The organism is Kitasatospora sp. NPDC001309 (genome assembly GCF_042896295.1).
Classification (GTDB): domain Bacteria; phylum Actinomycetota; class Actinomycetes; order Streptomycetales; family Streptomycetaceae; genus Kitasatospora.
On record NZ_JBIAXC010000006.1, the window covers coordinates 140,402 to 158,893 of the forward strand.

Consider the following 18,492-nt stretch of genomic DNA (forward strand, 5'->3'; position numbering starts at 1 on the left):
CTCCCCCTCCGAAACCGGTACCGGGCGGCTATCCGCCCGTGATCGCGGCCGGTTTGCCCTGACTGCGCGGCCGCTCCTCGATCATCTTGCCAAAGACAATGAGGCGGAACTTGGAGGTGAACTCCGGGGTGCAGGTGGTCAGCGTGATGTAGCGGCCCGGCCCGGCGTACCCGGAGCCGTTCGGCACCGGCTTGATCACGCTCACGTTGCTGGGGGAGGTCTGCGGGATCCCCCCGGTGATCTCGTACGTGTAGTACCCGGTCGCGGTCTCCACCACGACCTTGTCGCCCTTGCCCAGCTCGTTGATGTACCGGAACGGCTCGCCGTGGGTGTTGCGGTGCGCGGCCAGCGCGAAGTTGCCCGCCGGGTCGCCCGGCATCCCGGTGCCGGGGTAGTGGCCGACCAGGCCCTTGTCGAGCACCGCCGCCTTGTCGGTGCCCTCGGCGATCGGGAACTTCAACCCCAGCTTGGGCAGGTAGACGATGGCGAAGCCCTTGCCGGGCGCGAACGCCTCGGGCTTGTTCGGGTCAGCGGCGGGCTGCCCCGCACCGGGCGGCTGGGCGTCGAACTGCTGCTCCAGCTGGTCCCGGGCACTGTTGGCGGCCGCGTCGGCCTGCACGTTGGTCCACCAGAGCTGGTAGGCGACGAACAGCAGCATCACCGCGCCGAGGGTGATGCACAGCTCGCCGACGAGGCGGGCCGCCACCACGACCGCGGACTCCTTGGGGCGGGGCCCCGCGGCTCCCCGGCCCTTGGCGCGGCGCCGGCCGCCGCCGGTGCGGACGGCGGTCCGGCCCTGGGCGGCCCGCCGGCGCTCGGCCCGGCCGCCGGTGGGCGCGACGGGCTCGGCCGCCGGGTCGCCGCCCTCGACGGGCAGCCGCAGTTGGAGGGTCTGGTCGGGCAGCCACGGGTACTCGGGCCCGCCCTCGACGGGCCGCTCGGCCTGCTCGTAGACGCCCCAGCCGTCCTCGGGCTCGCCCGCAGCGGCCGGCTCCCCCGGGTACGGCCGGGCCTGCACGGCCCCGCCGTACTGCGGGGCGCCGTACTGCGGGGCGCCGTACTGCGGGGCGCCGTACTGCGGGGCACCGGGCTCCGCGCCCTGGTACGGACCGCCGGCGTACTGCGGCGGGCCGCCGTACGGGCCCTGCTCCTGCTCCGACTGGTAACGCCCCTCCGGACGTACCGCGGTCACGCGGCTCAGCCCCGGCCGATCACCGGGGCGAGCCCGGCCGACCGGTCCACGGCCTGCGGGAAGCCGCACTCCGCCAGCCAGTTGGCGAGCATCCGGTGCCCGCCCTCGGTCAGCACCGACTCGGGGTGGAACTGCACGCCCTCGACCGGCAGTTCACGGTGCCGCAGGCCCATGATCACGCCGCTGCCGGTCCGGGCGGTGACCACCAGCTCGTCCGGCACGGTGGCCGGGTCGACGGCCAGCGAGTGGTAGCGGGTCGCGGTCAGCGGCGAGGGCAGGCCCTCGAACACCCCGCCGTCCTGGTGCTCGACCGGCGAGGTCTTGCCGTGCAGCAGTTCGGGCGCCCGGCCGACCACCGCGCCGTACGCCACCGCGATCGACTGGAGGCCCAGGCAGACGCCGAACACCGGCAGCCCGATCGCCGCGCAGTGGTGCACCATCGAGATGCAGACCCCGGCCTCCTCGGGCGATCCGGGCCCGGGGGAGAGCAGCACCCCGTCGAAGCCCTCCTCCCCCGCCCGGCGGACGGCGTGCTCGACGGTCACCTCGTCGTTGCGCACCACCTCGCAGGTGGCGCCGAGCTGGTACAGGTACTGGACCAGGTTGAACACGAAGCTGTCGTAGTTGTCCACGACCAGGATGCGGGGCGGGGTCGACTGGGTGGTCATGCGCGCGTGCTCTCCGTGGGATGCGGTACTGGGGGGAAGTTCCGGGCCGGCCGGGTCAGCCGGCCGGGGCGCCGTCGCCGCCGTCCACTGTGACGTCGCCGAAGGGGAGCAGCGGTTCCGCCCACGGGAAGACGTAGGTGAAGAGGAGGTAGACGATCCCCAGGATCAGGAGCACCGAGATGACGGCCTTGACCAGGGCGTTCCCCGGGAGGTGACGCCAGATGAAGCCGTACATGGTGCTCCCTCTAGGTAGCGGACTGGGCTCAAGAGTAGACCCGGTATCCACGGCCGTGAGGCCGGTCCACCCCTACTGCCGCCGCGTTACGGCTGGCCGCCCGCGGACCGGAGCTCGGTCGTGCCGGAGTACCCGGGCAGCGTGAGGTCCCCGCTCTCCTGGACCTTCCAGCCCAGGCCGTACGCCTGGACGTACTGCAGGTAGTTGCGGATCGTCGGGTCCCCCTCGACGGCCGACCGCAGGGCGTCGGTCCGGCCCACCGCCTTGACCACGTACGGCGGGGAGTAGACCCGGCCCTGGAGCAGCAGGGTGTTGCCGACGCAGCGGACGGCGCTGGTGGAGATCAGCCGCTGGTCCATCACCTGGACGCCGGCCGCGCCGCCCCGCCACAGCGCGTTGACCACGGCCTGGATGTCCTGCTGGTGGATGACCAGGTCGTTGACGCCGGGCTCCGGGACCCCGGGGATGCGCGCGGTGGCGTTCGGCGGGGCGTCGTTGAGGGTGACGGTCAACCCGCCGCCCTGGAGCGGCTCCAGGGCCGCGCCGAGCCGCAGGCCGTCCAGCCGGGCCGTGTCGGCGGGGTCGTGGCCCTGCTGCTCGGTGAGCTCCTGCGCCCGGGACTGGAGGTCGGCCAGCTGGGACTGCGCCTGCTGGTTCTGCCCGCTGCGCTGGCGGATGACGTCGCCGAGGCTCAGCAGCGAGTTGTCGGTCCGCAGGTCGGTGCCGCGGGCGGTCTGCGCGCTGATGTAGAAGAGCAGACCGGCGAGCGCGAACACGGTGCAGGTCAGGGCACGTCCGACAATTCGGGTGCCGGAACGGGGGGTGACGGCCTTCCCGGGGGGAATCGACAAATTAGTCACCGTACCCTTATCTCCTTGAGACCCGCCGAGCCACTACGCTAACGGACGCCGGTGGCAGGCGTGGGAGTGGTCCCAGAGCACTCTCCTCGACCGTCCGTCGGCGTCTCGCCCGCTGCACCCCTGCGCGGTCTCACAGCGCATCGACAGGAGAGCTCCTCGTGCCGAAGTCTCGACTCCGCAAGAAGTCCGACTACACCCCGCCGGCTACGACCGCGGTGAAGATCAGCTCGGGCCGTAGTTGGGTCGCACCGCTGATGCTGGCACTGTTCCTGATCGGCCTGGTGTGGATCGTCACCTACTACGTGACCAGCGGCAGCTACCCGGTGGAGAGCTGGCGGAACTGGAACATCCTGGTCGGCTTCGGCTTCATCGCGGCCGGGTTCGGCGTCTCCACCCAGTGGAAGTGACGCTCCGCGCGTCCTGAGGCTCGATCCCGAGTCCTGACCGCCGCTCCGGACCCCGGTCCCGGAGTGGCGCTCAGGCGTGCCCGCGACCGGTCGCGGTGTCATCGGCACGCCCATCATCGGACCGTCCCACCATCGGACGGTCGGGCTTATCCACATGGTTATCCACACTGGGGAAAAGTCCCCACGGCCTGTGGATAACTTCGCGCCGCACCACCGTCTACAGCTGTGCACAACTCCCGGGACGCGGACGAACCGCACAGCAGGACACGCGTAGAACAACAGTCCACAGCCCGATCACCGCACGGCCTGTGCACAACTCCGCACCCGCTGTGGACAAATGTCCGGGGCGTCACGCGCCGTACAGGGCCATCCCGGTCAGCAGCAGCACCGCTTCCAGGGCCACCGCGCCGGCCAGCGTCAGCCACTGGACCAGGGCGCGCCGCTCGCGCGGGGCGTACATCAGGCCGAAGGCGACCAGGCCGCCGACCACCAGGCCGCCGATGTGCGCCCGCCAGTCGATGGTCGGGCGGGCGAAGGTCACCACCAGGCTGAAGACCAGGAAGGCCACCGCCGGGGCGACCGGGCCCCGGTCCCGCAGCTGCATCAGGATCGTGGCGGAGATCAGGCCGAAGACGGCCCCGGAGGCCCCCACCGAGTTCATCCAGCCCCCCGCCACCAGGAAGGCGAAGGTGCTGCCGCCCAGCCCGGCGAGCAGGTAGAGGGCCAGGAAGCGCAGCCGCCCGAGCGCCTCCTCCAGCGGGGGGCCGAGCCACAGCAGCACCAGCATGTTCAGCCCGATGTGCCACCACTCCAGGTGCAGGAAGGTGGCGGTCAGCAGCCGGTACCACTGGCCCGGGCCGTCGGCGACACCGTACGGCCCCCCGTCGTGCGCCCGGCCGGCGCTGGCCAGCGACCAGACCTCGCCCAGGCGCGGGTTGAGGACGTACGCGGCCAGCACCCAGACCACCACGTTGATCCCGACCAGCGTCCGGGTCACCAGTCCGCCGTCCAGGGTCGGCGCCCCGCCGAAGCGGGTGGTGGCCCGCCGCGCCCCGGCGTGCCCGTCGCCGACGCACTCGGGGCACTGGAAGCCCACCGCGGCGGCCACCATGCACTGCGGGCAGATCGGCCGCTCGCAGCGGGTGCAGGAGATCCCGGTGGGCGTCCCCGGGTGCCGGTGGCAGTCGGGCTGCCCGGCCCCGGGGGACCGGTCCGTGGACCCTCGCGGCTCGTCCGGGAGCATCAGCGGCTACCCCTTCCCCTGGCCGACCACCGAAGCCGCCAGCCTACTGCGGCGGTGCCCCGCAGGGCCCCCGAACGGCCCCGCAGGGGCCCGCGTACGGCCCACCCCGGCGTGCCGGTGAACAAATCCGGATGCATGATCAGCATTCAGGTGGATATGTGCATAAAGGACGCCACCAGGAGGAGAGACTCGTGAGCTTTTCGGACTCGGCCCGTGACACCGCCACCAGGACCCGGGACTCCGCCGCACAGTTCGCGGACGGCGCCAAGCAGCGCCTCGGGCCCGCCCTGGACGCCCTCGGCCCCAAGGCCGCCCAGGCCGCCCACACCCTCCGTGTCCAGTACGACCGGCACCTCGCCCCGCAGTTCGGCCAGGCCTTCGCCAACCTGCCGCCCGAGGCCCAGCAGAACACACTGCGGGCCCTCCACCGGGCCCAGGAGGCCGCTCTGGCGGCCCGCCTATCCGCCGCCCGCGCCGCCGACCAGGCGCGCGGCACGGTCGGCCCCAGGGTCGCCCAGGCCGTCGAGGAGGCCCGGGCCGCGGTCTCCCCGGTCGCCCACGAGGCCCAGTCCCGCGGCGCCGCCGCGCTGACCGCCCTCCAGGGCCACGTCAGCTCGGCCGAGATCAACGAGCTGGCCGCCCGGAACGCGAAGCGGCAGCAGCGGTGCGGCGGCCGGACGACGGCCGGGCTGCTGCTGGCCGGGGTGCTGGCGGTCGGCGGCGGGCTGGTCGCCTGGCAGTGGTGGCGCCGGCACAGCAACCCGGAGTGGCTGGTCGAGCCCCCGGCCCCGCAGTCCCACCGGCCGGCCGGTGCGACCGCCGCCACCTCCCCGGTGAACGGCCTCACCCCCGAGGAGGCGGCCGGAGCCGCCGAGCCCACCGAGGACGACACGCCCTAGGACCCCGGGAACGCCGAACGGCGGCCGACCCGGAAGGGTCGACCGCCGTTCAGGCGCTGTGGAGCATAGGAGACTCGAACTCCTGACATCTGCCTTGCAAAGGCAGCGCTCTACCAACTGAGCTAATGCCCCTCGACGGCACGGCGCGTGCCGACGGGCACTAGCGTACCGGGTTCCGGCGTGTTTCCGAGAGCCGTCCCCCTGGGGGAACCGGCCGGTCCGATCGAGTGAGCGGGCCGACCGGTTCGGGAGGCGCCGGTCAGCGCCTCCGAAGACCGTCGATCGTCAGATCGTCCGGGGCTCAGCGACCGGCCGGAACCGGGTCGGTGGCCTCGGTCCACAGGTCCTGCTCGGCGCGGTCCGCCTGGACCTGACGGTAGACAAAGAAGCCGCCGAGGGCGACCAGGGCGACCAGGAGGAGCTTCTTCACCGCGGGACCTCGTCCTTCTAGCGTTGGCGGACTCAGGAGCCGGTGCTCCGGCCGGACCGACCGGGCCGACGAGTCCAGATGTGTTTCGAGCGCGAACGGGCTGTCGGGTGCCGGACTGCCCTTGCGGCCGATGATACACACCGGTGTCCCAATCGTGACCAGCCACCGGCACCGTCAACCCGGCGGTCCGGTCCGAGGATTGACGCCGCACCTCATGTCGTACGGATCGTCCGCACCCGGCCCGCCCGGGAAGCCCTCGTCAGGGGCGGTCCGCCGGGGAACGTCGAAGGGCCCGGAGTGGATCACTCCGGGCCCTTCGGGGCGGTGGGCCTAACAGGACTTGAACCTGTGGCCTCTTCCTTATCAGGGAAGCGCTCTAACCGTCTGAGCTATAGGCCCTCGCTGCACACAGAGCGTACCGGAAGCCGCCCGATCTGCGAAAACGTCGAAGGGCCCGGAGTGGATCACTCCGGGCCCTTCGCGGTGGTGGGCCTAACAGGACTTGAACCTGTGGCCTCTTCCTTATCAGGGAAGCGCTCTAACCGTCTGAGCTATAGGCCCTTGCCGCACTGAAAGATTAGCGGACCGACCGCCGATCCCCCAAATCCGTTCCGACCGGGGTCGCGGCAGTGACCTCGGCGGCCGGGCGCACCAGCCATTCCTCACGGGTCGGCGGCAGGCCCGAGCCGCCCTCCTCGGTGCTGCGGACGGCGAGGATCTGGTTCACCCCGATCCGGTTCTGCTCGAAGGCCAGCGCGGAGGCCGCCATGTACAGCCGCCAGACCCGGGCGCGGCCGAGGCCGACCAGCCGGACCGCCTCCGTCCAGTGCGCCTCCAGGTTGGCCACCCACTCGCGCAGGGTCAGCGCGTAGTGCTCGCGCAGCGCCTCGACGTCCCGGACCTCGAAGCCGGCCTCCTCCAGCCGGGCCACGGTGGAACCGACCGGGGAGAGCTCGCCGTCCGGAAAGACGTAGCGGTCGATGAAGGGGCTGGTGCGGTGCGGTTCGCCGGGGTGGTCGGGGCGCCGGGCGATCTGGTGGTTGAGCAGCCGGCCGCCGGGCGCCAGCAGCCGGAACAGGCCGTCGGCGTACACCCGGTACTGCTCCGCGCCGACGTGCTCGGCCATCCCGACGCTGGAGATCGCGTCGAAGGGGCCGTCGGTGATCTCCCGGTAGTCCTGGAGCCGGACCTCCACCCGGTCGGCCAGGCCGGCCTCCTCGACCCGGGCGCGGGCCAGCGCGACCTGCTCGGTGGAGATCGAGACGCCGACCGCGGTGACCCCGTAGTGCTCGGCCGCGTGCAGCAGCAGCGAGCCCCAGCCGCAGCCGACGTCCAGCAGCCGCATCCCGGGCCGCAGGCCGAGCTTGCGGCAGATCAGGTCGAGCTTGGCCTCCTGGGCGGCCTCCAGGCTCTTCGCCTCGGGCGTCCAGTAGGCGCACGAGTAGACCATCGAGGAGCCCAGCACGAGGCCGTAGAAGTCGTTCCCGACGTCGTAGTGGTGGCTGATGGCGGCGCGGTCCCGGCCGCGGCTGTGCAGCCGCCCCTGGGCCCGGCGGACCTCCTCCGGGGGCGGGGTGGGCTCCGGGCCGACCGCCCCGGCCCGGAGGGCCGCGGCGACCGCCCGGCGGCCCGCGGCGCCGAGGACGTCGCGCGGCCCGAGGGCCATGGTGCGGATCTCGGGGAGTTCGGCGAAGCGGGCGACCTCGGAGAGCGTCTCGTAGAGGTCGGTGCCGGGGGCGAGGTCGAGGTCCCCCGAGACGTAGGCCCGGGCCAGGCCCAGCTCGCCCGGCTGCCACATCAGCCGGCGTAGCGCCCTGCGGTTGCGCAGCACCAGGGTGGGTGCTCCGGGCGGCCCGGCGACACTGCCGTCCCAGGCCTGCACCCGCAAGGGGATCGGGATGCCCAACAGCCCGTCCAGGGCCTCGACCAGTTGATCTGCGAGCTTCGCCACCGCGCGCCTCCGTCCAGCCTTCCTGCGGAAACCCTCCTGACCCGGTCGACCGACCGGGGCGGCCTGCGGCACTCCCACGGGTGGGAACGGGCGGCGTCCAGCTAATCCCACCGCGGCCGGCCCGTTTCCGGGCGGCACGCCGCGGGAGCCGGCTGTCACCCGAAATGCCGACGGGCCCCGCAGGCTGCAACAGCCTGCGGGGCCCGTACATTCCGTCCGCGGACGGTGAATTGACCAGGGGTCAGGATCCGGCCGGATCAGTCCTCTTCGGCCAGGGTGAGCTCGACGCCGCCGGTGAATCCGGCCGCCGCGTTGTAGATGAAGGCCGACAGCGTGGAGAGCGCGGTCAGCAGCACCACGTCGACCACCGCGATCAGCGTGGTGAACATCATGACCTTGCCGAAGCCGATGTAGTCCATCAGGTTCAGCTGGCTGCTGGCGTTGTCCGCGCCGCCGCCGGTGACGTCCTTGAGGGTCTTGGTCAGCGAGTCGAAGACACCGAGCGAGTCCAGGGTCATCCACAGCACGGCCGAGGCCACGATGATGATGATGCCGACGGCCAGCGACAGCAGGAAGCTGACCTTCATCACGGACCACGGGTCGACCTTGGTCACCCGCAGCCGGGCCTTGCGGGTCCGGCCGAGGCCGCCCCCGACGGTCGCCGGGGCGGCGGCGGGGCGACGCGCCGCACCGGGCACCGGGGTGCCTCCGGGCGGGGTGTTGCCGCCGGTCCGGGTGCCCCGGGCCGGGGTCGGCTGCCCCTTGGTGTACGTCGTCGGCTGCGAGAAGCCGCTCTGTCCGGCCTGGCCCGCTCCGCCGACCGGCGGCATCAGCGAGGTGGACGCGGCCGAGTGCTCGGTCGGCGGCTGCCCCGGAACGCCGTACGACCCCCCGCCCTGCGCGCCCGGACGGCCGCCGGCGGGTCCTCCCGCAGCACCCGTGGCTCCACTCACCTGGTCCTCCCGCACTTCCCACCAGGGCGGCGCCCTGATCCGTCACTCGTCATCCAGCGCCCGGCGGGATTGCCCGGAACTGGTCGGCGTCCGGTGACGCCGCGTCCACTCTTCTGGACGCGGCGGCACCGGTCTGCGGTTCGGTTCAGACCTCGGCGTCGCCGCCGACCGCCGTCCCCGCACCTTCGGTCGTCTCGGTGGACTCGGTGCCGGCGACCTCGTCCTCCGCCGTCTCCTCGTCCTCGGCCTCCGCGTTGCGGGCCATGCCCACCACCGCGTCGCGCTTTCCGAGGTTGATCAGTTGGACGCCCATGGTGTCACGTCCGGTTTCACGAACCTCGGAAACCCTCGTGCGGATCACGCCGCCCGAGAGGGTGATCGCCATGATCTCGTCGGTGTCGTCGACCACCAGTGCGCCGACCAGCGAGCCCCGGCCCTCGACGATCTTCGCCGCCTTGGTGCCGTAGCCGCCGCGTCCCTGGACACGGTACTCGTCCACACCGGTCCGCTTGGCGTAGCCGCCGTCCGTGGCGGTGAAGACGTACGTCCCCGGGCGGACGACGTTCATCGAGAGCAGCTCGTCGTCCTCGCGGAAGGCCATGCCCTTGACGCCGGAGGTGGCGCGGCCGGTGGGCCGCAGGGCGTCGTCGGTCGCGGTGAAGCGGATCGACTGGGCCTTCTTGGAGACCAGCAGCAGGTCGTCCTCGGAGGAGACCAGCTCGGCGCCGATCAGCTCGTCGTCCCGGCCCTCGTCGTCCTGGCGCAGGTTGATCGCGATCAGGCCGCCGGAGCGCGGGGAGTCGTAGTCCTTGAGCGGGGACTTCTTCACCAGGCCGGCCCGGGTGGCCAGGACCAGGTACGGCTTGTCCTCGTAGGTGCGGACGGCCATCACCTGGGCGATGTGCTCCCCCGGCTGGAAGGCCAGCAGGTTGGCCACGTGCTGGCCGCGGGCGTCGCGGCCGGCGTCCGGCAGCTCGTAGCCCTTGGCGCGGTAGACCCGGCCCTTGTTGGTGAAGAACAGGATCCAGTTGTGGGTCGTCGTCACGAAGAAGTGGTCGACGATGTCGTCCTGCTTGAGCTGGGCACCGCGCACGCCCTTGCCGCCGCGCTTCTGCGAGCGGTAGAGGTCGGAGCGGGTCCGCTTGACGTAGCCGCCACGGGTGATCGTGACGACGATGTCCTCCTCGGCGATGAGGTCCTCGATGGAGAGGTCGCCGTCCGAGGGGATCAGGGTCGAGCGGCGCTCGTCGCCGTACTTCTCGACGATCGCGCCGAGCTCCTCGGAGATGATCTCGCGCTGGCGGGTCGGCGAGGCCAGGATGGCGTTGTACTCGTCGATCTTGCGCTGCAGCTCGTCGTGCTCGTCCATGATCCGCTGGCGCTCCAGGGCGGCCAGCCGGCGCAGCTGCATCTCCAGGATCGCGTTGGCCTGGAGCTCGTCGATGTCCAGCAGGCCCATCAGGCCGGTGCGGGCGGCGTCGGCGCTGGCCGAGGCCCGGATCAGCGCGATGACCTCGTCGATCAGGTCGAGGGCCTTGAGCAGCGCGCGCAGGATGTGGGCGCGCTCCTCGGCCTTGCGCAGGCGGAACCTGGTGCGCCGGACGATGACCTCGACCTGGTGGTTGACCCAGTGCCGGATGAAGGCGTCGAGCGACAGCGTGCGCGGCACGCCGTCGACCAGGGCCAGCATGTTGGCGCCGAAGTTGGTCTGCAGCTCGGTGTGCTTGTACAGGTTGTTCAGCACGACCTTGGCGACCGCGTCGCGCTTGAGCACGACCACCAGGCGCTGGCCGGTGCGGGACGAGGACTCGTCCCGGACGTCGGCGATGCCGGCGATCTTGCCGTCCTTGACCAGGTCGGCGATCTTGAGGGCGAGGTTGTCCGGGTTGACCTGGAACGGCAGCTCGGTGATCACCAGGCACTGGCGGCCCTGGATCTCCTCGACCTCGACCACGGCGCGCATGGTGACCGAGCCGCGGCCGGTGCGGTAGTAGTCGTCGATCCCGCGGCGGCCGACGATCAGCGCGCCGGTCGGGAAGTCGGGGCCCTTGATCCGCTCGATCAGGGCCTCCAGCAGCTCCTCGGCGGAGGCCTCGGGGTTCTCCAGGTACCAGAGCGCGCCGGAGGCGACCTCGCGGAGGTTGTGCGGCGGGATGTTGGTGGCCATGCCGACCGCGATGCCGGTGGAGCCGTTGACCAGCAGGTTGGGGATGCGCGCGGGCAGGACGGTCGGCTCCTGGGAGCGGCCGTCGTAGTTGGCCGCGAAGTCGACGGTCTCCTCGTCGATGTCGCGCATCATCTCCATGGCCAGCGGCATCATCTTGCACTCGGTGTAGCGCATGGCCGCGGCCGGGTCGTTGCCCGGGGAGCCGAAGTTGCCGTTGCCGTCCACCAGCGGCATCCGCATCGACCACGGCTGGGCCAGGCGGACCACGGTGTCGTAGATCGAGGTGTCACCGTGCGGGTGGTAGTTGCCCATCACGTCGCCGACGACGCGGGCGCACTTGTAGTAGCCCTTCTCGGGCCGGTACCCGCCGTCGTACATCGCGTAGAGCACGCGGCGGTGCACCGGCTTGAGGCCGTCGCGGACCTCGGGGAGCGCCCGGCTGACGATCACGCTCATCGCGTAGTCGAGGTACGAGCGCTGCATCTCGGTCTCGAGCTCGACCGGCTCGATCCGCATGGTCACCTGGGTGGCGGCCTCGGCTGCGGGGGTCTCGGGAGTCTCGGGCTGGTCGCCTTCGGGACGGTTGTCGTCGACCACTGGTGGTCAGTTTCCTTTCACGCGGACTGGTACGTGCGGGGCCTGGTTCGCAGGCGTCACACGTCCAGGAAGCGGACGTCCTTGGCGTTGCGCTGGATGAAGGAGCGGCGCGCCTCGACGTCCTCGCCCATCAGCACGGAGAACAGCTCGTCGGCACGGGCGGCGTCCTCCAGGGTGACCTGGAGCAGCAGGCGGTGCTCGGCGTCCATGGTGGTGACCCGGAGCTCCTCGGCGTTCATCTCGCCGAGACCCTTGAAGCGCTGGATCGCGTCGTCCTTGGGCAGTCGGCGGCCGGCCTCGACGCCCGCCGCGATCACGGCGTCGCGCTCGCGGTCGGAGTAGGCGTACTCGAAGTCGTCCTTGCCCCACTTGATCTTGTACAGCGGGGGCATGGCGAGGTAGACGTACCCGGACTCGACCAGCGGCCGCATGAAGCGGAACAGCAGGGTGAGCAGCAGGGTGCGGATGTGCTGTCCGTCGACGTCGGCGTCGGCCATCAGGACGATCTTGTGGTACCGCAGCTTGGACTCGTCGTAGTCCTCCTGGATGCCGCAGCCGAAGGCCGAGATCAGTGCCTGGACCTCGGTGTTCTGCAGCACCTTGTCGATCCGGGCCTTCTCGACGTTCAGGATCTTGCCGCGGATCGGCAGGATGGCCTGGGTGCGCGGGTCGCGGCCCTGCTTGGCCGAGCCGCCGGCGGAGTCACCCTCGACGATGAAGATCTCGCACTCGGAGGGGTCCTTGGACTGGCAGTCCGAGAGCTTGCCCGGCAGCGAGGCGGACTCCAGCAGGCCCTTGCGGCGGGTCAGGTCGCGGGCCTTGCGGGCGGCGACGCGCGCGGTGGCGGCCTGGATGGACTTGCGGATGATGTCCGAAGCCTCGGTGGGGTTGCGGTCCAGCCAGTCGTTGAGCTGCTCGTGGACGACCTTCTGGACGAAGGTCTTCGCCTCGGTGTTGCCGAGCTTGTCCTTGGTCTGGCCCTCGAACTGCGGCTCGCCGAGCTTGACCGAGATGATCGCGGTCAGGCCCTCGCGGATGTCCTCGCCGGAGAGGTTGTCGTCCTTCTCGCGGAGCAGCTTCTTGTCCCGCGCGTAGCGGTTGACCAGGCCGGTCAGCGCGGCGCGGAAGCCCTCCTCGTGGGTGCCGCCGCCGTGGGTGTGGATGGTGTTGGCGAAGCTGTAGACCCCCTCGGTGTAGGAGGAGTTCCACTGCATCGCGATCTCCACCGAGATCGCCTTGTCCTTGTCCTCCGCCTCGAAGTCGATCACCGAGGGGTGGATGACCTCGCCCTTGCGGGAGTTGAGGTGGGCGACGAAGTCGGCGATGCCGCCGTCGTACTTGTACGTGACGGAGAGCGGCTTGCCCTCCTCGTCCACGTGCTCGGGGCGCTCGTCGGTCAGCGAGATCGACAGGCCCTTGTTGAGGAAGGCCATCTCCTGGAAGCGCCGCGACAGCGTCTCGAAGGAGTAGACGGTGGTCTCGAAGATGTCCGGGTCGGCCCAGAAGGTCACCGTGGTGCCGGTGCGGTCGGTCTCGGCACCCTTGACCAGGGGGGCGGTCGGCGCGCCCATCTTGTAGTCCTGGGTCCAGATGTGGCCGTCCTTGTGGATCTCCACCGAGAGCCGGGTGGACAGCGCGTTCACCACCGAGACGCCGACACCGTGCAGACCGCCGGAGACGGCGTAGCCGCCGCCGCCGAACTTGCCGCCCGCGTGCAGGACGGTGAGCACGACCTCGACGGCCGGCTTGTCCTGGCCGGGGACGATGTCCACCGGGATGCCTCGGCCGTTGTCGACGCAGCGGATGGCGCCGTCGGGCATGATCGTGACGTCGATGGTGTCGGCGTACCCCGCCATCGCCTCGTCGACGGAGTTGTCCACGACCTCCTGCACCAGGTGGTGCAGGCCACGCTCACCGGTGGAACCGATGTACATGCCGGGGCGCTTGCGGACGGCGTCGAGGCCTTCCAGCACCTGGATGTTGCTACCGGTGTAGGAAGCCTGGTCGTTCTGGTCTGGGGTCTGGCTGGGGTTGCCGGAATCGGCCACGAAGCGCCCTCTCTGGCACAGCGCGGGCCGCATTCCAGCCCCGTGCGGGCGGGCGTGCGACCACGGCGTTTCGACTCGGTTGCCACTAGCAACAGTGTTTGGCTCTCAGTCTACCGGTACGACTGACATAGATGGGCGTTTGGCAGCCCTTGAAGGCAGATATGCCGCCCTGAATCCCCTCTGGACGTGTCCCGATACTCGACCGGGGGGCCGGAGGCGCCTGGAAGGGCCGTCAGGGGTTCCGGAAGATCGTGGTCCGATCCCGGCCGGGGGCGATCCCCGCCGGCCGGGCTCAGCCCCAGGTGTCGCCCGGGCCCTTGCTCCCCGGCGCGCGCAGCCGGCCGTAGCCGCGGGCCGGCGCGGCCGGGCCGAGCACCTTGATGGTGCGGACCGTGCCGTGGCCCAGTTCGTGGTTCAGACGGGCCACCAACTGGCGTGCCAGCCAGCGCAGTTGGGTCGCCCACGCGGTGGAGTCGCACTGCACGGTGAGCACCGCGGCGGCCTCGTCGTAGGAAGAGGGGTGGCAGTGCGCGGCGATGTCCGGGCCGACGATCTGCGGCCAACGGCCCATCACCCCGCCGACCGCGGCGGAGGACTCCCAGCCGCGCTCGGTCAGCAGCCGGTTCAGTGCCGCCCCCAGCGGCACCGGGTCGCGGCCGTCCGAGCGGGCGCCGCTGCGCAGCCCGTGCCGCTTCGCCTCGCGCTTCTGCTGGACCTGCTCACCGCGCTGGCGGGCCTGGGCCCGGGCCGCCCTCAGCGCGGAGCGGGCGAGGTCGGCACCGGTGGGCCCGGCGGCGCCGGGGCCGGGGGAGGTCTCCGCCGAATCGCTCACGGCGATCTCCTTTCCCCAGCCTGTGGACAACCCGATGAGCCGTCCAGCCTACGGGAGCGCACGCACGCCGGACGTCGGCACCCACCGCGGTGCGGGTGCCGACGGCAAAGCTTCGGTACGGGGCAGGTCAGGCCGCGACGGATCCGGTCGGACCGGGTCGTTACGGCTCGGGTCGTTACGGCTCGGGGGCTCAGGCGTCGACCCGGCGCACGGCGCCGTCGGAGACCGCGAAACGGGCGCCGGCCAGCGCCTTCGGCACGTCCTCGGCCACCGCCGCGGTCACCAGCACCTGCTCGCCGTCGGCCACCAGCTCGGCCAGCCGGTCCCGGCGGGCGGCGTCCAGCTCGGCGAACACGTCGTCCAGGACCAGCACCGGCTCGCCGCCGTCGGCGCGCAGCAGCTCGTACGAGGCCAGCCGGAGCGCCAGCGCGAACGACCAGGACTCGCCGTGGCTGGCGTAGCCCTTGGCCGGCAGCGGGCCCAGCTTGAGCACCAGCTCGTCGCGGTGCGGGCCGACCAGGGTGATCCCCCGCTCGACCTCCTGCTTGCGGACCGCCTGCAACGCCGCCAGCAGCTGCTCCTCGGCCTGCTCCCGGCTGCTCGGCAGCTCGCCCTCGAAGGAGCTGCGGTACTCCAGGACGGTCTCCCCGCCGCCCGGGGCCACCCGGCCGTACGCCCCCGTCACCAGTGGTTGCAGGGCGGCCACCAACTGGATCCGGAAGGCCGTCAGCTCGGCCCCGGCGCGGGCCAGGTGGCCGTCCCAGACCTCCAGGGTGGACAGGTCGGCGCCCTTGCCGCCGCCGGCCCGGCGGGCCATCGCGGCGGTCTTCAACAGGGCGTTGCGCTGCTTGAGCACCCGCTCGTAGTCCTGCCGGACCCCGGCCAGCCGGGGCGCCCGGGCGGTCAGCAGCTCGTCCAGGAAGCGCCGGCGCTCACCCGGATCGCCCTTGACCAGGCTGAGGTCCTCGGGGGCGAACAGCACGGTGCGCAACAGGCCCAGCACGTCGCGCGGGCGGACGTTGTCGGAGCGGTTGATCCGGGCCCGGTTGGCCTTGCCCGCCGTGAGCTCCAGCTCGATCAGGGTGGAGCGGCCGCGGTCCACCACCGAGGTGCGGACGACCGCCCGCTCGGCGCCCAGCCGGATCAGCGGGGCGTCCGTGGCCACCCGGTGGCTGCCCAGGGTGGCGACGTAGCCGATCGCCTCGACCAGGTTGGTCTTGCCCTGGCCGTTGGGCCCGACGAAGGCCGTCACGCCCGGGTCGAGGGGAACCTCGACCCGGGCGTACGACCGGAAGTCGGCGAGCGACAGGTGCGCGACGTGCATGGCTGTGGACTGCGCCCGCCTTCTGTGTGTGGGGCTACCCGGGGAACGGCCCCCGGGGCCCCGACCGGTTCTCGGTTACTTGGACTCGACCGCGTGGCCGCCGAACTGGTTGCGCAGCGCGGCGATCATCTTCATCTGCGGCGAGTCGTCCTGGCGCGAGGCGAAGCGGGCGAACAGCGAGGCGGTGATCGCCGGCAGCGGAACGGCGTGGTCGATCGCGGCCTCGACGGTCCAGCGGCCCTCGCCGGAGTCGGCGGCCCAGCCGCGCAGCTTGTCCAGGTGCTCGTCGCTGTCCAGGGCGCGGACGGCCAGGTCCAGCAGCCAGGAGCGGATGACCGTGCCCTCCTGCCAGCTGCGGAAGACCTCGCGCACGTCGGTGACCTCGGGGGCGGCCTCCAGCAGCTCCCAGCCCTCGGCGAAGGCCTGCATCATCGCGTACTCGATGCCGTTGTGGACCATCTTGGCGAAGTGGCCGGCGCCGACCGCGCCCGCGTGCACCGAGCCGAAGTCGCCCTCGGGCTTGAGCGCGTCGAAGACCGGCTGGACCAGGGCGACGTGCTCGGCGTCGCCGCCGTACATCAGCGCGTAGCCGTTCTCCAGGCCCCAGACGCCACCGGAGACGCCGCAGTCGACGAAGCCGATGCCCTTGGCCGCCAGCGCCTCGGCGTGCTTGATGTCGTCGGTCCAGCGGGAGTTGCCGCCGTCCACCACGACGTCGCCGGGGGAGAGCAGCTCGGCGAGCTCGTCGACGGTCGCCTGGGTCGCGGCACCGGCCGGGACCATCACCCAGACCACGCGCGGGCCCTGGAGCTTGGAGACGAGCTCCTGCAGGGTCTCGACGTCGGAGATCTCCGGGTTGCGGTCGTATCCGATGACGGTGTGGCCGGCGCGGCGGATCCGCTCGCGCATGTTGCCGCCCATCTTGCCGAGACCGATGAGGCCGAGCTCCATGACCAAATCCTTACTGTGGGGACGTGCCTGGCGGCGGCGCCGTTGCCGCATCCCCGAGCCTACGCTTCCGGGGCATCCGGACTCCGCGCGGTCGGGCCGACCGGGTCGACGGGGTCGGGACGTCCACAGGCTGTGCACAACGGGTGTGCACAGCCTGTGGGTGACCGGACCGGCCGGGGTCGGCCGGAGCCGTCGTCAGCCGGAAGCGGTCGTCAGCCGGAGAGGCGGACCGGCATGATCAGGTACTGGTAGGCCTTGTCCTCCTCGGCGTCCACCGAGACCTTGCCGCTGAGCAGGGCCGGCTTGGTCGGGGTGGTGAAGCTCAGCTGGGCGAACGGGGAGTCGATGGCCTTGAGGCCCTCCTCCAGGTAGCCCGGGTTGAAGGCGATCGAGATGTCGTCGCCCTCCAGGTCGGCCTCGATCCGCTCGGTGGCCTGGGCGTCGTCGCCCGAGCCGGCCTCCAGGGTCAGCACGCCCTGCTCGAAGTTGAGCCGGACCGGGGTGTTGCGCTCGGCGACCAGCGAGACGCGCTTGAGCGCCTCCAGGAAGGGCTGGGTCTGGATCGCGGCGACCGCGCTGAACTCGGTCGGGAAGAGGCTGCGGAACTTGGGGAACTCGCCCTCCAGCAGCCGGGTGGTGGTGCGGCGGCCGGCGCCCTCGAAGCCGATCAGGCCCTCGCCCGCGCCGCCCGAGGAGAGCGCGATGGAGACCGTGTCACCGCTGCCCAGGGACTTGGCGATGTCCTGGAGGGTCTTGGCGGGGACCAGGGCGACCGCGGAGATGTCCGACTGCTCGGGCTTCCACAGCAGGTCGCGGACGGCGAAGCGGTAGCGGTCGGTGGCGGCCAGGGTGATCCGGTCGCCCTCGATCTCGACCCGGACGCCGGTGAGCACCGGCAGGGTGTCGTCCCGGCCGGCCGCGACGGCGGCCTGGCTGACCGCGGAGGCGAAGACGTCCCCGGAGACGGTGCCGGTGGCGGTCGGCATCTGGGGCAGCGCCGGGTACTCGTCCACCGGGAGGGTGGGGAGGGTGAAGCGGGAGCTGCCGCAGACCACGCTGACCCGCTGGCCGTCGGTGGAGATCTCCACAGGCCTGTTGGGAAGGTTGCGCGAGATGTCGTTGAGCAGGCGACCGGAGACCAGGACGGTGCCGGCCTCCTCGACGTCCGCCTCGAGCTCGACCCGGGCCGAGACCTCGTAGTCGAAGCCGGACAGCGCCAGGCTGCCCTCCTGCGCGGTCAGCAGCAGGCCGGCCAGCACCGGCACCGGCGGCCGTGCCGGGAGGCTGCGGGCAGCCCAGGCCACCGCCTCCGCGAGGACGTCACGCTCCACCCGGAACTTCACCGGTAACCGCCTCCTGGATCGAGCGCTCCCGCTCGCACTCTGGTTCGTCTGATCTTGATCGTCGGTCCGCCTGTCCGCCGAGCTCTACCACTCCGCTTCCAGTCGCAGAGGACAGTCTGACGTACTCCGCCGACAGACGGGGCAGACGGGCGGAAGCGAGGCCGAACAGATGTCGGGGCGCGGTTGTCCACAGATTTCGGGACCACCCACTTTGAAAGCAGGTTCACGGTCTAACTGTGTAGCGGTAGTAGTAGGGCCTGTGGAAACCGTGGATAACCCTGTTTCCGCAGGTCAGCGCCCGGATTTTGTCCACAGCGGGTGTGGACGGCGGCTGTGGACGGGCAGGCCGCGCTGTGGACAGCCGAGCGTTACCCACAGGGCACGCAGGGTAT

General features: G+C 71.5%; 16 protein-coding genes and 3 tRNA genes. 2 read left to right on the plus strand and 17 right to left on the minus strand.

The features are described from left to right. Window positions 1-28: 28 nt before the first annotated feature. The 4 genes from ACFY2K_RS08515 to ACFY2K_RS08530 form a co-directional block, all read right to left on the minus strand. Complete coding sequence (locus tag ACFY2K_RS08515; RefSeq protein ID WP_387710364.1) at window positions 29-1,192, minus strand: class E sortase; 1,164 nt, start codon at window positions 1,190-1,192, stop codon at window positions 29-31. Between the two features lie 5 nt (window positions 1,193-1,197). Next, window positions 1,198-1,860: an aminodeoxychorismate/anthranilate synthase component II gene (locus ACFY2K_RS08520; protein WP_387710365.1), complete on the minus strand. Its 663-nt coding sequence runs from the start codon at window positions 1,858-1,860 to the stop codon at window positions 1,198-1,200. A 55-nt stretch (window positions 1,861-1,915) separates the two neighbouring features. Beyond that, window positions 1,916-2,095 (minus strand): hypothetical protein, encoded by a 180-nt coding sequence (locus ACFY2K_RS08525; protein ID WP_375891861.1) that lies wholly within the window; start codon window positions 2,093-2,095, stop codon window positions 1,916-1,918. A gap of 86 nt (window positions 2,096-2,181) precedes the next feature. Then, window positions 2,182-2,946, minus strand: a complete 765-nt coding sequence (locus tag ACFY2K_RS08530; RefSeq protein ID WP_375891859.1) for a DUF881 domain-containing protein — start codon at window positions 2,944-2,946, stop codon at window positions 2,182-2,184. 167 nt (window positions 2,947-3,113) lie between these two features. Between ACFY2K_RS08530 and crgA the strand changes: the two genes are divergently transcribed. Further along, window positions 3,114-3,362: a cell division protein CrgA gene (gene crgA, locus ACFY2K_RS08535; protein ID WP_360242861.1), complete on the plus strand. Its 249-nt coding sequence runs from the start codon at window positions 3,114-3,116 to the stop codon at window positions 3,360-3,362. A gap of 349 nt (window positions 3,363-3,711) precedes the next feature. On the opposite strand, the gene ACFY2K_RS08540 is transcribed toward crgA, so the two are convergent. Next, entirely contained in the window at window positions 3,712-4,605 is an 894-nt protein-coding gene (locus ACFY2K_RS08540) for a rhomboid family intramembrane serine protease (protein WP_380525510.1), read from the minus strand. Window positions 4,606-4,796: 191 nt separating this feature from the next. Between ACFY2K_RS08540 and ACFY2K_RS08545 the strand changes: the two genes are divergently transcribed. Continuing rightward, window positions 4,797-5,504: a DUF5324 family protein gene (locus ACFY2K_RS08545; RefSeq protein ID WP_375891855.1), complete on the plus strand. Its 708-nt coding sequence runs from the start codon at window positions 4,797-4,799 to the stop codon at window positions 5,502-5,504. A 59-nt stretch (window positions 5,505-5,563) separates the two neighbouring features. On the opposite strand, the gene ACFY2K_RS08550 is transcribed toward ACFY2K_RS08545, so the two are convergent. From ACFY2K_RS08550 to dnaN, 12 genes are all read right to left on the minus strand, one after another. After that, a tRNA-Ala gene (locus tag ACFY2K_RS08550) sits at window positions 5,564-5,636 on the minus strand. Window positions 5,637-5,805: 169 nt separating this feature from the next. Further along, a complete protein-coding gene (locus tag ACFY2K_RS08555) occupies window positions 5,806-5,934 on the minus strand; it encodes a DLW-39 family protein (protein WP_014137031.1) in 129 nt (42 codons plus the stop codon). 325 nt (window positions 5,935-6,259) lie between these two features. Further along, window positions 6,260-6,333 (minus strand) — tRNA-Ile (locus tag ACFY2K_RS08560). A gap of 85 nt (window positions 6,334-6,418) precedes the next feature. After that, a tRNA-Ile gene (locus ACFY2K_RS08565) sits at window positions 6,419-6,495 on the minus strand. A gap of 16 nt (window positions 6,496-6,511) precedes the next feature. Next, complete coding sequence (locus tag ACFY2K_RS08570) at window positions 6,512-7,885, minus strand: class I SAM-dependent methyltransferase (RefSeq protein WP_380525509.1); 1,374 nt, start codon at window positions 7,883-7,885, stop codon at window positions 6,512-6,514. 257 nt (window positions 7,886-8,142) lie between these two features. After that, window positions 8,143-8,838, minus strand: a complete 696-nt coding sequence (locus ACFY2K_RS08575) for a DUF3566 domain-containing protein (protein ID WP_375891852.1) — start codon at window positions 8,836-8,838, stop codon at window positions 8,143-8,145. Between the two features lie 145 nt (window positions 8,839-8,983). Beyond that, the gene (gyrA, locus tag ACFY2K_RS08580) at window positions 8,984-11,521 is read right to left on the minus strand and encodes a DNA gyrase subunit A (RefSeq protein WP_380401041.1); all 2,538 of its coding nucleotides are present in this window, start codon (window positions 11,519-11,521) and stop codon (window positions 8,984-8,986) included. Window positions 11,522-11,658: 137 nt separating this feature from the next. Beyond that, complete coding sequence (gene gyrB, locus ACFY2K_RS08585; RefSeq protein WP_375891851.1) at window positions 11,659-13,683, minus strand: DNA topoisomerase (ATP-hydrolyzing) subunit B; 2,025 nt, start codon at window positions 13,681-13,683, stop codon at window positions 11,659-11,661. Window positions 13,684-13,942: 259 nt separating this feature from the next. Continuing rightward, complete coding sequence (locus tag ACFY2K_RS08590; protein ID WP_375891849.1) at window positions 13,943-14,482, minus strand: DUF721 domain-containing protein; 540 nt, start codon at window positions 14,480-14,482, stop codon at window positions 13,943-13,945. A gap of 190 nt (window positions 14,483-14,672) precedes the next feature. Continuing rightward, window positions 14,673-15,806 (minus strand): DNA replication/repair protein RecF, encoded by a 1,134-nt coding sequence (recF, locus tag ACFY2K_RS08595; protein ID WP_375891847.1) that lies wholly within the window; start codon window positions 15,804-15,806, stop codon window positions 14,673-14,675. A gap of 75 nt (window positions 15,807-15,881) precedes the next feature. Beyond that, window positions 15,882-16,757: a phosphogluconate dehydrogenase (NAD(+)-dependent, decarboxylating) gene (gene gnd, locus ACFY2K_RS08600; RefSeq protein WP_375891846.1), complete on the minus strand. Its 876-nt coding sequence runs from the start codon at window positions 16,755-16,757 to the stop codon at window positions 15,882-15,884. A 212-nt stretch (window positions 16,758-16,969) separates the two neighbouring features. Continuing rightward, window positions 16,970-18,100, minus strand: coding sequence for a DNA polymerase III subunit beta (dnaN, locus tag ACFY2K_RS08605; protein ID WP_360242831.1), 1,131 nt, complete (start codon window positions 18,098-18,100; stop codon window positions 16,970-16,972). Window positions 18,101-18,492 lie beyond the last annotated feature (392 nt).